Genomic DNA, 15,755 nt, shown 5'->3' on the forward strand with positions numbered 1-15,755 from the left:
CTGCTCTGTCGTCACAGAGCGATGAAGATGTTCTTGGTCTCGGTGAAGGCCGCCAGCGCGTCCGGTCCCAGTTCCCGTCCGAGGCCGGACTGCTTGAAGCCGCCGAAGGGGGTCGAGTAGCGCACCGACGAGTTCGAGTTCACCGAGAGGTTCCCGGACTGTACCGCGCGGGAGACGCGCAGGGCGCGGGAGAGGTCGCGGGTCCAGATCGAGCCGGACAGGCCGTATTCGGAGCGGTTGGCCGCTTCGACCACCTCGGCCTCGGAAGCGAACGGCGTCACCGTCACCACCGGCCCGAACACCTCGTCGCACTGGATCGCCGCGTCCGGCGCGACGCCCGTGACGACCGTCGGCGGGTACCAGAACCCGCCGTTGTCCGGCACCTCGCCGCGGAACGCGATGTCCGCGTCGGCGACCGCCTCGACGAACCCCGCGACGCGCGCCTTCTGCGCGGCCGAGATGAGCGGCCCCATCTCGGTCTTCTCGTCGAGCAGATCGCCGACCACGACCCCGCGGCAGGCGTCCAGGAACCGCTCCATGAACGCGTCGTACACCGCCGCCTCGACGTAGATCCGGGACCGCGCGCAGCAGTCCTGGCCGGCGTTGTCGAAGACCCCGTACGGTGCCGCGGCCGCCGCCTTCTCGACGTCCGCGTCGGCGAACACGATGTTCGGGCTCTTCCCGCCGAGCTCCAGCGTGACCCGCTTGACCTGCTCCGCGCATCGCGCCATGATCGCGCGCCCCACGGCCGACGAGCCGGTGAACACGATCTTGCGGACGTCCGGGTGCTCGACCAGCCGCGCCCCGGCCTCCGGCCCGAAGCCGGGCACGACCTGCAGCACGCCCTCGGGCAGCCCGGCCTCCAGCCCGAGCTCCGCCAGCCGCAGCGCGGTCAGCGGCGTGGTCTCGGCGGGTTTGAGCACCACGGTGTTGCCGGCCGCCAGGGCCGGCGCGAAGCCCCACGCCGCGATCGGCATCGGGAAGTTCCAGGGCACGATGACGCCGACCACGCCGAGCGGTTCGGCCACGGTCAGGTCCAGCCCGCCGGCCACCGGGATCTGGCGGCCGAACAGCCGCTCCGGCGCCGCCGCGTAGTACGTCAGCACGTCGCGGACGTTGCCGGCCTCCCAGCGCGCGTTGCCGATGGTGTGGCCGGCGTTCTCGACCTCGGTCCGCGCCAGGTCCTCTCCGTTGGTGTCGACGAGCTCGGCGAAGCGCCGCAGCAGCCGGGCGCGGTCCGCCGGGGCGACGTCGCGCCAGGCCGGGAACGCCGCCCGCGCCCGGGCCACCGCGGCGTCGACGCCGTCGGCGGTGGTCATCTCGATGCTGCGGAAGACGGCGCCGGTGGCCGGGTTGATCAGGTCGTACACGCGCTATTTTCCTTTGGCGTAACGGGTCGCGGCCTCGATGAGGGACCGGAAGAGCTCCGGCTTGCTGTCCTCCTCGGGGTGCCACTGCACCCCGACGACGAACGTCTTCTTGGGCATCCACGCCGCCTCGATCAGACCGTCGGGCGCGTTGCCGGTGGACTCCAGCCCTTCGCCGAGCTTGTCGATGCCCTGATGGTGGTGGCACCAGGCGATGATGTGCGCGCCGAGGTGGCGCCCGGGCGGCGCGGCCGGGTCCAGGTCGATGCGGACCGCGGCGAACTGGCCGAGCTGCTGGCGGTGCGCGTCGCCGAACACCGCCTCGTCGGGCAGGTGCTGGCGCAGGGTGCCGCCGAGCGCGGCGTTGAGCAGCTGGAAGCCGCGGCAGATGGCCAGTACCGGCAGGTCCCGCTCCAGCGCGGCGGCGAGCAGCGCGTACTCCCAGGCGTCGCGGTCGCGGCGCGGGTTGTCGGTGTCGAGGTGGCGGACCGCGCCGTAGCCGGCCGGGTCGATGTCCGGGCCGCCGGTGAGGATCAGGCCGTCCAGGACGGAGACGACCTGCGCGCCCTCGGTCCGCAGCGCGTCCTCGTCGTGCGCCTCCAGGTGCGGCGGCAGCAGCAGCGGAACGCCGCCGACCCGGGTCACCGACTCGACGTAGCGGTGCGGCAGCAGCGCCGCGGGGACGTTCCGCCACGGCCCCCACGTGGCGGTCTCCTGATAGGTGCTCAGGCCGATGAGAGGCGCCGGCATCCCGGGCTCACATCCTTTCGAAGGAACGGAACCGCTCCCAGTCGGTGACCGTCGACTGGAAGGCCGCGAGCTCCACGCGGCCCATGTTGATGTAGTGCTCCACGACGTCGTTGCCGAGCGCCACGCGCGCCGGCTCGCTCCAGGAGAACATGTCCACGGCCTCGCTGAGCATGTCCGGGACCCGCGGGACGTCGGCGTCGTAGGCGTTGCCGGTGAACTCCGGCGGCAGCGTCAGGTTGCGCTCGATGCCGGCCAGGCCGGCGGCGATCATGCCGGCGATCGCCAGGTAGGGGTTGACGTCGCCGCCGGGCACCCGGTTCTCGACGCGCAGCGAGAGCCCCTCCCCCACCACCCGCATCGAACAGGTGCGGTTGTCGCGTCCCCAGGCGATGCCGGTGGGGGCGAAGGAGCCGTGCGCGTAGCGCTTGTACGAGTTGATGTTCGGGGCGTAGAGCAGGGTGAAGTCGCGCAGGAAGGCCAGCTGCCCGGCCAGGAAGTGCTCCATCATCTCGGACATGCCGTGCGGCCGGTCCGGATCGGCCATCACCGGCGAGCCGTCGGCGTCGCGCAGGCTGAGATGGATGTGGCAGGAGTTGCCCTCGCGGTGGTCGTACTTGGCCATGAAGGTGACGGACTTGCCGTCCTGCTGCGCGATGGTCTTCGCGCCCGTCTTGTAGATGACGTGGTTGTCGCACGTGGTGAGGGCGTCGGCGTAGCGGAAGGCGATCTCCTGCTGGCCGAGGTTGCACTCGCCCTTGGCGGACTCCACATACATGCCGGCGCCGGTCATGCCGGTGCGGATGCGCTTGAGCAGCGGCTCGACGATGGCGCCGCCGAGCAGCGAGTAGTCGCCGTTGTAGTGCACCGCGGGCTGCATGTCCCGGTAGCCCTTGCCGAACGCCTCCTGGTAGGAGTCGTTGAAGACCATGAACTCCAGCTCGGTGCCGGCGTAGGCGGTCCAGCCGCGCTCGGCGAGCCGGGCCAGCTGCTTCTTGAGGACCTGGCGCGGGCTCTGGGCGACCGGATGCCCGTGGTGGTCGGTGACGTCGGCCAGGACCAGGGCCGTGCCGGGCTCCCAGGGGATGTTGCGCAGGGTGCTCAGGTCGGGCTTGAGGACGAAGTCGCCGTAACCGGTCTCCCAGCTGGAGGTCTCGTAGCCGGAGACGGTGTTCATGTCGACGTCGACGGCGAGCAGGTAGCTGCAGGCCTCGGTCTCGTGGGCGGCGACCTCGTCGAGGAAGTACTCGGCGGACAGGCGTTTACCCTGCAGCCGGCCCTGCATGTCGGTCATCGCGATCTGGACGGTGTCTATTCGGCCGACCGAGATCAGGTCGCGAAGCTGCTGGAGCGTGAGCATGCCGGTGCGCGCGGGCATTGTGCCTACCTTGGGTCAAACACTGGCGGGCACGACGATACGGGTGACCCGCGGGGGCTGCAGACAGAGTTTTGCGACGGTGCTGGCCCCTACCCTGGTGTGCGGTGGGGGTGCGCGTCAAGATCCGTAGTGATCGCGCAGATGCGCGGGGTGGCGGGCCGGACGCCACCCCCGGACTCTGCCCGACACACGCCATACCACTCCCGTTAAGCTGGGCCATTGATCACGCGCTGACCGCCACGGGAGTCCCACGTGCACTGGATGATGCCCTATCAGATGGCCTTCTGGCTGTGCGGCATCCTGCTGGTGCTGGCCGCCGCCATGTACTTCTCCCGCAAGCCGCTGATGGTCCGCTACATGCCGTTCCCCCGCGAGCTGGGAACCGTCCTCGGCCTGTTCGGCCTGTGGCAGGTCGCCGGCCGCCTGTCGGTCATGAAGGTGAACGGCGCCCTGGACCGCGGCGAGTGGCTGTGGGACGTGGAACGGGACGTGTTCCTGCCCAGCGAGCACTGGGTGCAGCACCTGTTCTTCCCGGCGCATCCGCAGGTGGTGAAGTTCTTCAACCTGTACTACGCGTCGATGCACTTCACCTGCATGATCATTTTTTTGATCTGGCTCTTCGTCCGGCACCGCGAGCACTACCCGCGGGTCCGCACGACGATGGCCATGGCGACCGCCTTCGCCCTGGTCATCCAGCTGATCCCGGTGGCGCCGCCGCGCATGATCGAGAAGGCGCACCTGACCGACACCGCGCTGTACTTCCACCAGTCGGTCTACGGCCCGATGAACGCCGACTCCCCCGACCAGCTGTCGGCGATGCCCTCCGTCCACGTCATCTGGGCGGTGATCGTCGGCTACACGGTGTGGCGGGTCTCGCCGAGCAAGTGGCGCTGGATCGGGCCCGCCCACACGGTCATGACCATCACCGTGGTGGTGGCCACCGCGAACCACTACTGGGCGGACGGCATCGTCGGCGTGGCGCTGCTGATGCTTTCGGCTGGAATCCAGGCCCTGGTGCGGCGCGCCGCCGCGTGGATCAAGAGCACGCGGGTAGCGTCGGCCGAAGTACCGGCCCCCGAACTCGCCAGGAGCACGTGATGTCAGCCGCCGCCCCCACCTCCCCCGTCAGCACCGCCGCCTACGGCGTCGCCGGGATGAGCTGCGGCCACTGCAGCGCGGCGGTGACCGAGGCCCTGACGGCACTGCCCGGCGTCACCGGCGTGGAGATCGACCTGCCCGGCAAGCGCGCGGTGGTGGCCAGCCGCGCGCCACTGGATATCGCCGCGGTGCGCGACGCGGTCGAGGGCGCCGGCTACCAACTGGTCTGAGGTCGCCGTCCACAGTGGCGGCGGGACTACGCTTCGCGCATGACGGCGACTCCCCACACCCAGCGACTCGAACTCGACGACCAGACCCTCCGCGAATGGGACGCGACGGTCCTGAGGTCCGACGCCGAGGGCATCATCCTGGACCGCTCGGCCTTCTACCCGGGCGGCGGAGGCCAGCCGCCGGACGAGGGTGTGCTGCTGTGGGGCGGCGTGCGAACCCGGATCGTCGGCGTGCGCAAGGGGGACGACCTCGTCCTGATCCCGCACGACGAGGATCCGCTGCCACCGGCCGGGACCGCGGTGCGCGGCGCACTGGACGACGAGCGGCGGACCTGGCTCATGCGGACGCACTCAGGACTGCACCTGCTGTCCGGAGTGGTCTTCCGCGACTTCGACGCGCTGGTCACCGGCGGCAACATGGAACCCGGGACCGCCCGCATGGACTTCAACCTCCCCGAGGTACCGGCCGACTTCAAGGCCCGGGTGGAGGAGGCGTGCAACGTCGAGGTGGGCGAAGACCGCCGAATCGACGTGAAGACCCTGCCCCGCGACGAGGCCTTCGCCATCCCGGACATCATCCGCACCGCGACCAACCTGGTCCCCCCGGAGCTGACCGAGGTCCGGATCGTCGACATCGTCGGCCTGGACACCCAGGCCGACGGCGGCACCCACGTGGAGTCGACGAAATGGATCGGCCGCATCGAGGTGTTGAAGGTGGAGAACAAAGGCAAGGGCTTCAGGCGCTTGCGCATCGCCATCCGAGACTGACGATCGAGAGGCGGCACCACCATGGCTGAGAACGCCCGAGGACGCGTGAAGGTGGAGCAGGGACAGAAGCGCGTGCGCATCTACCTGCGGAACAAGCTGGTGGCAGACACCCTGCGGCCACTGTTGGTATGGGAGTCGCCCTACTACCCGACCTACTACGTGCCGGCCGCCGACGTCTCCGCCGAGCTGAAACCGACCAGCGGAACCGAGCACTCGCCGAGCCGGGGCGACGCCCAGGTCCACGACGTGCTGGTCGACGGCACAACCGCCGAGGCCAAGGCCCGCACCCTGCCGGAGTCCCCGCTGGAGGAGCTGCGCGACGCGGTCCGCTTCGACTTCGACGCCTTCGACTGGTTCGAAGAGGACGAGCCGATCTACACCCACCCCCGCGACCCGTACAGTCGGATCGACGTCCTGGCCAGCAGCCGCAGCTTCCGCGCCGAGCTGGACGGCGTGGTCCTGGCCGAATCACCCAACAGCATGATCTTGTTCGAAACCGGACTACCGCCCCGCTACTACGTGCCGATCACCGCACTGAACCAGGACGTGCTGCGGCCGTCAGACTCGGTGACGCACTGCCCTTACAAGGGCGCGGCGACGTACTGGTCGGTCGAGATCGACGACAAGGTCCACAAGGACCTGATCTGGTGCTACCGCACACCGTTCGCCGAAGTGCAGAAGATCGCCGGTCTGGCTGCGGTCTACAACGAGAAGGTCGACATCTACGTGGACGGAATCCTGCAGGAGCGACCCAAGAAGCGGTACTGATCCGGAGCCCGTTTGTGCCTGGCGGAACGACTGTCAGACCCCGACGATACCCTCCGCCCCATGAGCCTTCCCGAGATCACGACCAGGGAAGAGTGGCTTGCCGCGCGCAAGGCTCTCCTGGCCAAGGAGAAAGAACTGCGACGGGCACAGGACGCCCTCAACACCGAGCGCCGAATGCTACCGATGGTCCGCATCGACGAGCCCTACCGGTTCACCGGCCCGGACGAACAGGTCGGCCTGGCCGACCTGTTCGACGGCAAACGCCAACTGGTGATCCAGCACGTGATGTTCGACCCGTCCTGGGAGGACGCCTGCATGGGCTGCACCGCCTCCATCGACGAGTTGTCCACCGGCCTGTTCCGCCACCTGGAAGCCCGCGACACCCGCTACGTGTTCGTAGCCCGCGCCCCGTACGAGAAGATCGCCGCCTACGCCGCCAAGCGAGGCTGGGACCTGCCGTTCTACTCGTCCTTCGGCAGCAGGTTCAACTACGACTTCGGCGTCACCACCGACCCGACGGTGATGCCCGTGGTGTGGAACTACCGCAACGCGGCCGAACTGGAAGAGGCCGGCGAGGCCTGGATCCTGGAAGGCAGCTCGGAACAGCCGGGTATGAGCTGCTTCCTGAGGGACGGCGACGAGATCTTCCACACCTACTCGACCTACGCCCGCGGCACCGACTTCGGCGGCGCGTACTCGATCCTGGACCTGACCGCCCTCGGCCGGCAGGAGGAATGGGAGGAGCCGAAGGGGCGGGCGGTCAACGTGCGGCCGAATATGCCCACGTTTGACTGAAGCGGCGCACGTGCCGCCCCTGGTCTCGCAGAGTGTGGCACGTGGTGCCTGAACACAGTTGTGGTGACCTGGATCCCCCGTCACGTCGGCGGGCGAAGCCAATCGGACAAGCCCAGCCGACCATCCAGGCCGGCCGACCATCCAGCGCAACCCACCAGCTAGCCCGCCACCTCAACCGCATACGCCCCCGACTCAGGCGCCTGCAACCGCAGCACCCGCTCCGCCTCCGCCATCAGCGCCTTGCCCTCCGCCTTCCCCAGCTTGTGGAACGGCTCCAGCGTCAGCGTCGCCAGCTTCTTCTTCACCTCGACCGACCAGATCCCGGCGACATACCCCCCGACCAGGAACGACGGCAGGATCTGCAGATTCTTCCCGTTGTACACGCGGTCCCAATACTCGCGGGAGATGATCCGCTGGCGGTGCTTCGCATTGTGCGCGAGCAGGATGCTGTCGAAGCGGGGCAACAGGCGGGGCGGTGCCGCCACGTCCGCCCCGGCGTGGACGACCTCGCCCTCCGGCAGATCGTAGAGCGTGCGGCCGGCCTCGTCCGTATACGTCACCAAGTCCTCGAAGCCCTCGACAACCGCCCGCGCCACCGACACCTTCAGCCCCAGCCAGGTCGCCACATCATCGACCGCCGCCGGGCCGAACGCCCCGAGATGCCGTCGCACCAGCGTCGCGGTGGCGGTGTCCGTATCAGCGGCACGCTCCGGCTGGTACATGTACGTCTTCGGCCCGGTCGCAGCAGACCACCGCCCATCGGCCGGAAACCGGATCAAGGCGTTGCTCCGGTAGATCGGCCGCCAGTTCCGCGACTCGTGATACTCCAGGTTCGCCGCCGACATCCGCCCCGGATGCTTCGCGGCCCACTCCTGTGCGAACGTCAGAAACTCCGCAGCACTCCGCGGCTTCTCCGCAGCGAACTCCAACACGGCCGCACGCAGCTCCCGCATACCAGGGTCCTTGCCCTCGTTACGCGAGGCGACGATGTCAGCGTCGGTGGCCTCGGAAACGGCGGCGTACAGGGGATGCTCAGCGCGGCTGACAGCATGAACCGTGCCCCGAATGGAGGACCCGACGACAAGCTCGCGCCGCTCGAACGCGTCGTAGACCCCCTCCAGCGTCGCAGTGCTGTTCCGCGTGAACAGCGACACCGCAACAGCCGGCCAATACTGCGCCTGAATCGCGCCGACGGCCTCCACGGTCTCGGCGAACGCCCCAGAGAACGGCGTCAGCAGACCCTGGCGGGCGAGCAAGGTGCGGTTCAGGACGTCCTGGGAGAGCACTGTCGGAGCCATGGCTTCGATCCTCCCACGGGACAGCCGACTCTTCCCGGCCCGCCCATCTCCCCCATCCCAGCCCAGCACAGCCGCTTAGCTCGGCCCAGCCCAGCCCAGCCGCCCACCCCAGCTCAGTCATCACCAGGGTTGATGAAGTCCCACTGATTCTTGTTCCAAACGTCCTGCATCCCCTTGTCGACTATCGTCTGCGCCCATACCCGCAGCCCATCCCGATCCTTCAGTTCATAGACAAACGTATGATCAACACCGCGAACAAATGTGTAGTAATTCGTCAGCAAGTCATCGATCACCGCGATGTCCTTCGGCTGGTACGGCTTCCCCCACGAGTCGTCGACGAAGAGCTTCGGCGCCTGCCCCTTCCGCAAAAGATTCAGGAAGTCCTGAGCCATACCCACCATCGGGCTGTTCGGGTCATAAACAATCTCCGGCACCTTGTCCTGCTCGCCGCCCCCGGCGAACCCGGACAGGAAACCAGCGGTGATGAACCGGCTGGCCGGAATCTGCCCCGACATGAAGTAGATCGACGGGTCCATGCCCCACACGATGATCGGCAGCGCCCGCCCGTCAGCGGCCTTCTGCACCGCCTGCGCCACCTCCCAGTTGTGCTCCTTGTTGGTCCGCGGCCACGTGAACGCCAACGTCAGAAACAACGTCGCCGTGATAGCGGTGACGCCGAGCATGGTCCACCGCAGCCGGGACCCGTTGCGGTGCAGGGCACCAGTCGCCAGGATCACGATCGGCGGCAGCATCTGCAGGAAGTAGTGCCCGAAGAAGTGGAAGCCGCTGGACACCCCGATGGCCGCACCGGCCAGCCACAGCCACAGGTCCGCGTCGGCCTTGAAGATGCCGTTGCGTGCCGTCATGTACATGATCGCCAGGAACGCCGCGGCGGAAGCGCCGGAGAAGATCCCGAGGTTCCCCCACAACCGGGCCATGATCGTCGAGAACGAGCCCAGCGACGTGAGGTACTCGCTGTTGCCGGTGAACACCCAGAAGAAGAAGTCCCCGAACCCGACCCACAACGCCACGCCCAAGATCGGCAGCGCGAACGCCGGGATCACCGTGGCCAGGCCCTTCCACCGCTTGTCCTTCCAGGCCCGCCACATCACCGGCAGCATCGTGACGCCGGCGGTCTGCTTGGTCAGCGTGGCCAGCGCCGCCGCCACCCCCGCCCCGGCCAGCAGCGGGACGGCCCGGGCCCGGCGGCGCCTGGCACTGTCGGCGAGCAGGAACGCCGCGCACGTCCACGGCAGCATGAAGACCTCGAACGACGCGGCCTGCGAGTCCTCAGGCGCCATCCCGGCCGACCCCAGCAGGTAGAGCAGGCCGGCCCACACGCCGTGCCGCCCGAACCGTCGTTTGGCGATCTGGGTGATCAGCACCGCGGTGATCACGTGGACCACGATCGCCAGGGCCCGGATCACCACCACCGTGGACAGTCCGTGGTCACCGAAGAGCTTGAACACCCACGCGTACAGATACGGCAGCAGCGGCGGCTTGCGGTCGACGATGATCTGGTAGAACTGCCCGTCCTCGGTGTTCAGCGCCCGGGCCTGGGTGGCCAGGAAGCCCTCGTCCGGGTTCCAGAACGTGCGGCTGAACGCCGGCAGATGGGTGATCGTCGCCACCGCGAGGAACAACAGGATGACCCGCGTCCACGAGGCCTGCGGGGTATCCCACATGCGCCGGAACCACGACGTTTCCGGCGGTTCGTCCGGGGGTTCGGCCAGGCCGGGCCCGGATCTCGGGGGAGCATCAGTCGCGACCATCGTCGTGCTATGCCTCATCACCCATGTCGAAGAGGTTACCTCCCCCGCAGCTGCCCGCGGGGAGGTAACCACCTAAGATCAGCCGATCGCTACCGCGCCGTTACCTTCGGTGCCGCCCCGTTCGGCGACTCCGGCACGTCCGAGGCCCCGGCCGCCGCCTGCTCCACGCGCTCCGCACGCTCCACGCGCTCGACCGAGTGCTCGATCACGTGCTCGACGCCGCTCCCGACCCCATGCTCGACCCCGTGTTCACCCACACGGTCCACCCGCTCGACACGGTCCATCCGCTCCGCGCCCCCACCCGGAGCCCCGAGCCCGGCGACCAGCCCCACGACCTCGTGCGCGACCCGCTGCCCGGTCAGCCCGATCTGCTCCAGCACCGTCCCCCGGTGCGCGTGGTCCAGGAACCGCGCCGGGATGCCGAAGTCGCGCAGCGGCGTCCACACACCCGCGTCCCGCAGTTCCTGCGCGATCACCGAGCCGACCCCGCCCACCCGCACGTTGTCCTCGATCGTGACCACCAGCCGGTGCTCCGCGGCCAGTCGCACCAACGCCCGGTCCACCGGCTTCACCCAGCGCGGGTCCACCACGGTGGCGCCGATGCCCTGGTCGGCCAGCCGCTCGGCGACGTCCAGCGCCACCCCGGCCATGGCGCCGACGCTCACCACCAGCACGTCCGGGGTGAGCGCGGTGCCGTCCGGGGTGAGCGCGGTGCCGGCCGTCGTGCGCAGCACGTCCATGCCGCCGGCCGTGGCGACCGCCGGGATGTCGTCGCAGACCGCGCCCTTGGAGAACCGGATCATCGTCGGGGCGTCCGCCACGTCCAGCGCCTCCCGCAGCTGCGCCCGCAGCTGCGCACCGTCCCGCGGCGCGGCGATGCGCAGACCCGGCACCACCTGGAAGATCGACATGTCCCACATGCCGTTGTGGCTGGCGCCGTCGTTACCGGTGACCCCGGCCCGGTCGGCGATGAACGTGACGCCCGCCTTGTGCAGCGCACAGTCCATCAACACCTGGTCGAACGCACGGTTCAGGAAAGTCGCGTAGATGGCGACCACCGGGTGCAGGCCCGCGAACGCCATGCCGGCCGCGGAGGTGACCGCGTGCTGCTCGGCGATGCCGACGTCGAAGATCCGGTCCGGGTGGCGCTCGGCGAACTTGTGCAGGCCCACCGGGTGCAGCATGGCGGCGGTGATCCCGACCACGTCGTCGCGCTCGGCGCCGACCTTGACCATCTCGTCGGCGAACACCGAGGTCCAGGACGTGCCGGCAGGGGCCAGCGGCTGGCCGGTCTCCGGGTCGCTGTCCGGGCCCACCTGGTGCAGCTGGTCCAGCTGGTGGTTGCGGGCGGCCGGGTAGCCCTCGCCCTTGCGGGTGATGGCGTGCACGATCACCGGGCCGTGGTAGTTCCGGGCCCGCCGCAGGGCGGCCTCCATCCCGGCGATGTCGTGGCCGTCGACCGGGCCGACGTACTTCAGGCCGAGGTCCTCGAACATGCCCTGCGGGGCGACGATGTCCTTCAGGCCCTTCTTCACCCCGTGCAGCGCCTCGTAGAGCGGGGTGCCGATGACCGGGGTGCGGCCGAGCATGCCGCGGCCCCACTCCAGGAAGCGCTCGTAGCCCTGGGTGGTGCGCAGGGTGGCCAGGTGGTCGGCCAGGCCGCCGATGGTCGGGGTGTAGGAGCGCTCGTTGTCGTTGACGACGATGATCACCGGGCGGTCCTTGGCCGCGGCGATGTTGTTCAGCGCCTCCCAGGCCATGCCGCCGGTCAGGGCCCCGTCCCCGATCACCGCCACCACCTGGCGGTCGGTGACGCCGCGCACCTGGTGCGCCTTGGCGATGCCGTCGGCGTAGGCCAGGGCGGTGGAGGCGTGGGAGTTCTCGATGACGTCGTGCTCGGACTCGGCGCGGGCCGGGTAGCCGGACAGGCCGCCCTCCTGGCGCAGGGTCGAGAAGTCGTGCCGGCCGGTGAGCAGCTTGTGCACGTAGGCCTGGTGACCCACGTCCCACAGCACGGTGTCCCGGGGCGAGTCGAAGACCCGGTGCAGCGCGATGGTCAGCTCCACCACCCCGAGGTTCGGGCCGATGTGCCCGCTCGTCTTCGCCACGGTCGGGATCAGGTAAGCGCGGATCTCCGCAGCCAGCTCGGTGAGCTGCTCGGAGCTGAGCTTGTCCAGATCGCGCGGACCCTGGATCGTCTCCAGCAGTGCCACCCGATCCTCCTTCAGTTGATACAACGCTCGCTGGCTTCCATTTATACGCGAGAGAGTCTAGGGCGTGGTCCGGGCGCCGCCCTGGCACTCGGCGGCCATCTACATGATCTTCACACGGCCTGCGCAGGCCGTTCACCGGACACTGAGCTTCCTCACCGCCTTCTCACCGCATTCTCACCCGCGGCGCGCCGCCTACCCCGGTTCCGACGCGCCATGCGCTTCGGATGACGTGGCTCACATGCCGCCGCGCACCGGACCGCGTACGCCGAGCGGGTCGTCGAGCAGCGGGGCGAAGGCCAGTTCGGCCGCGCCCAGCAGGGTGGAGTCGGCGCCCAGACCCGGCAGGACGAAGCGGACGTCCTGGCGCGGGGGCTGCAGCCCGCCGGTGCCGAGGGCGCTCAGCACCTGGTCACGGACCAGCGGGAAGATCTCCCGGAACATGCCACCCATGATCACCACCTCCGGGTTGAGGATGGAGACCAGGTTGCCGATGCCGATCGCCAGCCACCCGCCGATGTGCCGGACCGCGGCCACGCTGCGGCCGTCGCCGGCCCGGGCGGCGGCCACCACCTCGGCGACCGTGGTGCGCGCCCCCTGCCGGCCGGCGGCGTCCAGGATCGCCTTCTCCCCCACCTCGGTCTCCCAGCAGCCGCGCAGCCCGCAGGAGCACAGCCGGCCGGTGGGGTTCACGACGGTGTGACCGATCTCGCCGCTGTAGCCGCCGAAACCGTTGAGCGGGCGGCCGTTGTTGATGATGCCGGCGCCGACGCCGACCTCGCCGGTGAGGTACACCACGAAGTCCGAGCCGCGCCCGGCCCCGCGCAGGTGCTCGGCCAGCGCGCCGAGGTCGGCGTCGTTGCGGATGTGCACCGGCGCCCGCAGCCCGAGGCCGGCGAGCACGTCCGCGATCTCCGCCTGCAGCGGCGCGTCCTGCCACACCAGGTTCGGCGCGTCCCGGGCCAGGCCGTCGGCGTGCCGCACCAGCGCCGGGATCGCGACCCCGCCCCCGGCGCACCACGATCCCGGCCGCGCGCCCGCGATCAGCTCCGAGGCGAACCGGCGCACATGCCCGAGCACGTCGGACAGCGGGTACTCGCCCCGGGGCCGGTAGAGGTCACGCCGGTCCAGCACCTGCCCGCCCAGCCCGACCCGCGCGGCGAACAGGTAGTCGACCCCGATGTCGAACGCCAGCACGTAGTTCTGGTTCCCCCGCGGCGTCACCAGCAGCGACGGCCGCCCGGCTCCGGCCCGCGCCGCCGACGGCTCCTCACACACCAGCTCGGCGTTGGTGAGCTCGGTGGTGAGGGCGCCGATCGTGGACCGGTTCAGGCCGGTGAGGGCGGTGAGCTCGGCCCGGGTGGTGGGACCGTGGACGTGGACGTGGCGCAGGAGGGCGGAGAGGTTGCGGGTGCGGACGCGGTCCTGGCCCCCCGCGGTCGTCGTCCCCGGCGCCACCGCTGTCATCCCTTCAGTGCCCCCGCCATCATCCCTCGCATGAAGAACCGTCCAAGAAGCACATATATCAGCAAAGTCGGCGCCGAGGTGATGATGGCGCCGGCCATCGGCTGGTTGAAGTTGACCGTCTGGGCGCCGAGGAGGTTGTTCAGGTGGACGGTGGCGGTCCAGTTGTTGGTGCCGGTCAGGAAGACGGCGAACAGGAAGTCGTTCCAGATCGACGTGAACTGCCAGATGATGACCACCGCGAACGCCGGGCCGGAGTTCGGGACGATGATCGACCAGTACGTGCGCAGCATGCCGGCGCCGTCCACGCGGGATGCCTCGATGAGCTCGTTGGGGATCGTCGCGTAATAGTTGCGCATGATCAGCGTGCAGATCGGGATGCCGTAGACCACGTGCGCGAGCATCAGCGACGTCAGCGATCCGGAGAGGTTGATGTTCGTGAACAGCTGCACCAGCGGGATCATCACGGCCTGGTAGGGGATGAACATCCCGAACAGGAACAGCGTGAAGACCACGTCCGCGCCGGGGAAGCGCCACTTGGAGAGCACGTAGCCGTTCAGCGAGCCCAGGATCGCGGAGATCAGCGCGCCGGGGATCGCGACCTTGAAGCTGTTGGCCAGGCCCGGTGAGATCTCGTCCCACGCGGTGCGCCAGCCGTCCAGGCTCCAGTGGCTGGGCAGGGCCCAGGCGTGCGAGGGGTCGGTCTCCGAGGCCAGCTTGAAGCTGGTGACCACCAGGACGTAGACGGGCAGGATGAAGAAGAGGACGAAGAACAGCAGCAGGACGAAGCGCGCCGTCTTCCAGGCCCGCTGCTTGCGGACGGCGTGCAGGCCCGCCTGCTGCGGGGCCCGCTTCTCCACGGCGACGGCGGTCAACGCTTCTTCTCCGATCGCACGAACCAAATCAGATAGGGGATCACGAACACCGCGACCGCCAGCAGGATGTAGGCGCCGGCCGTCGCGCCGTTCGCGGCGTCGCCGCGGTCGTAGACGCGCTGCCACATGAAGATCGCCGGCACCTCGGTGTTCACGCTCTTGCCGTTGATCGAGTAGACGAGGTCGAAGATCTTCAGGGAGATGTGGCCCAGGATGATGATCGCGGTCAGCAGCACCGGCCGCAGGGCCGGCAGCACCACGTAGCGGTACACCTTCCACTCGTTGGCGCCGTCGACGCGGGCCGCCTCGCGCAGGTCGTCCGGGACGCCCCGGAAGCCGGCCAGGAACAGGGCCATGATGTAGCCGGACATCTGCCAGATCGCCGGCAGCGCCAGCGAGGCCATGTTGGTCCAGGTGGTGCTGTTGTACCAGTCGTTCTGCAGGGACCCGAGCCCGAGGTCGATGAACAGCCGGTTCAGTCCGGAGGCGTTCTTGTCGTGCGGGGAGGCCATCAGCCACTTCCACACCACGCCGGTGGCGACGAAGCTCACCGCCATCGGGAACAGGTAGACGGCGCGGAACGAGCCCTCGCCCTTGATCGCCTTGTCCATCAGGAAGGCGAGGAAGAAGCCCAGCACCAGGGCGCCGCCGACGAAGACGGCCGTGAACACCAGGCCGTTCTTCACCGAGCTGCTCCAGACCTGGATGTCCCAGATCTTGCTGAAGTTCTCCGTCCCGACGAACTTGCCGGGGTCGTAGCTGTGGTGCTCGTCGGAGAGCGCGACCTTGAAGTTCCAGCCGATCAGGCCGTAGACGAAGATCGCGACGAGGATGATCGAGGGGGCCACCAGGAGGAGCCCCGGAAGCCAGTTGCGAGCACGTGCGTGGCGCACCGAGGCTCCTCCTGTCTGCGTGGTGCCGTTCACTGCGGGGTGCCGTTCACTTCGTGGTGCCGTTCAGTGCGTGGTGCCGTTCAGTGCGTGGT

14 protein-coding genes are annotated in these 15,755 nt (G+C 69.1%); 5 read left to right on the forward strand and 9 right to left on the reverse strand.

The window, feature by feature from the left end; genetic code table 11:
- Window positions 1-11 precede the first annotated feature (11 nt).
- The 3 genes from ABD466_RS35450 to ABD466_RS35460 are packed head-to-tail and all read right to left on the reverse strand — an operon-like array spanning window position 12 to window position 3,492.
- On the reverse strand, window positions 12-1,370 hold the full coding sequence (locus ABD466_RS35450; RefSeq protein ID WP_344661627.1) for an aldehyde dehydrogenase family protein: 1,359 nt from the start codon (window positions 1,368-1,370) through the stop codon (window positions 12-14).
- A 3-nt stretch (window positions 1,371-1,373) separates the two neighbouring features.
- On the reverse strand, window positions 1,374-2,117 hold the full coding sequence (locus ABD466_RS35455; RefSeq protein ID WP_344661628.1) for a gamma-glutamyl-gamma-aminobutyrate hydrolase family protein: 744 nt from the start codon (window positions 2,115-2,117) through the stop codon (window positions 1,374-1,376).
- Between the two features lie 7 nt (window positions 2,118-2,124).
- Window positions 2,125-3,492 (reverse strand): glutamine synthetase family protein, encoded by a 1,368-nt coding sequence (locus ABD466_RS35460; RefSeq protein ID WP_344661629.1) that lies wholly within the window; start codon window positions 3,490-3,492, stop codon window positions 2,125-2,127.
- Window positions 3,493-3,753: 261 nt separating this feature from the next.
- Here ABD466_RS35460 and ABD466_RS35465 point away from each other — a divergent pair, with 261 nt between their 5' ends.
- From ABD466_RS35465 to ABD466_RS35485, 5 genes are read left to right on the forward strand one after another with little or no spacing between them, the layout of a single operon-like run.
- Entirely contained in the window at window positions 3,754-4,590 is an 837-nt protein-coding gene (locus tag ABD466_RS35465; RefSeq protein WP_344661654.1) for a phosphatase PAP2 family protein, read from the forward strand.
- Window positions 4,590-4,820, forward strand: coding sequence for a heavy-metal-associated domain-containing protein (locus ABD466_RS35470; protein ID WP_344661630.1), 231 nt, complete (start codon window positions 4,590-4,592; stop codon window positions 4,818-4,820). Before ABD466_RS35465 ends, ABD466_RS35470 begins: the two co-directional genes overlap by 1 nt.
- A 39-nt stretch (window positions 4,821-4,859) precedes the next feature.
- Window positions 4,860-5,588 (forward strand): alanyl-tRNA editing protein, encoded by a 729-nt coding sequence (locus tag ABD466_RS35475; RefSeq protein WP_344661631.1) that lies wholly within the window; start codon window positions 4,860-4,862, stop codon window positions 5,586-5,588.
- Between the two features lie 21 nt (window positions 5,589-5,609).
- Window positions 5,610-6,356 (forward strand): DUF427 domain-containing protein, encoded by a 747-nt coding sequence (locus tag ABD466_RS35480; RefSeq protein WP_344661632.1) that lies wholly within the window; start codon window positions 5,610-5,612, stop codon window positions 6,354-6,356.
- 60 nt (window positions 6,357-6,416) lie between these two features.
- Entirely contained in the window at window positions 6,417-7,151 is a 735-nt protein-coding gene (locus tag ABD466_RS35485; RefSeq protein WP_344661633.1) for a DUF899 domain-containing protein, read from the forward strand.
- Between the two features lie 158 nt (window positions 7,152-7,309).
- On the opposite strand, the gene ABD466_RS35490 is transcribed toward ABD466_RS35485, so the two are convergent.
- The 6 genes from ABD466_RS35490 to ABD466_RS35515 all read right to left on the reverse strand — a co-directional run bounded on the left by ABD466_RS35490 (window position 7,310) and on the right by ABD466_RS35515 (window position 15,663).
- Entirely contained in the window at window positions 7,310-8,449 is a 1,140-nt protein-coding gene (locus tag ABD466_RS35490; protein ID WP_344661634.1) for a winged helix DNA-binding domain-containing protein, read from the reverse strand.
- A 113-nt stretch (window positions 8,450-8,562) separates the two neighbouring features.
- Entirely contained in the window at window positions 8,563-10,134 is a 1,572-nt protein-coding gene (locus ABD466_RS35495; RefSeq protein WP_344661635.1) for an ArnT family glycosyltransferase, read from the reverse strand.
- Window positions 10,135-10,310: 176 nt separating this feature from the next.
- Entirely contained in the window at window positions 10,311-12,434 is a 2,124-nt protein-coding gene (gene dxs / locus ABD466_RS35500; RefSeq protein ID WP_344661636.1) for a 1-deoxy-D-xylulose-5-phosphate synthase, read from the reverse strand.
- Between the two features lie 234 nt (window positions 12,435-12,668).
- Window positions 12,669-13,898 carry an ROK family transcriptional regulator gene (locus ABD466_RS35505; RefSeq protein WP_344661637.1) on the reverse strand — a complete coding sequence of 410 codons (1,230 nt, stop codon included), beginning with the start codon at window positions 13,896-13,898 and terminating at the stop codon, window positions 12,669-12,671.
- Complete coding sequence (locus ABD466_RS35510) at window positions 13,895-14,770, reverse strand: carbohydrate ABC transporter permease (protein WP_425558828.1); 876 nt, start codon at window positions 14,768-14,770, stop codon at window positions 13,895-13,897. Before ABD466_RS35510 ends, ABD466_RS35505 begins: the two co-directional genes overlap by 4 nt.
- Window positions 14,767-15,663 carry a carbohydrate ABC transporter permease gene (locus tag ABD466_RS35515; protein WP_344661638.1) on the reverse strand — a complete coding sequence of 299 codons (897 nt, stop codon included), beginning with the start codon at window positions 15,661-15,663 and terminating at the stop codon, window positions 14,767-14,769. The genes ABD466_RS35510 and ABD466_RS35515 overlap by 4 nt, the downstream gene beginning before the upstream one ends.
- Window positions 15,664-15,755 lie beyond the last annotated feature (92 nt).

Origin of the sequence: Catenulispora subtropica (assembly GCF_039531675.1) — a bacterium.
Taxonomy (GTDB): Bacteria; Actinomycetota; Actinomycetes; order Streptomycetales; family Catenulisporaceae; genus Catenulispora; species Catenulispora subtropica.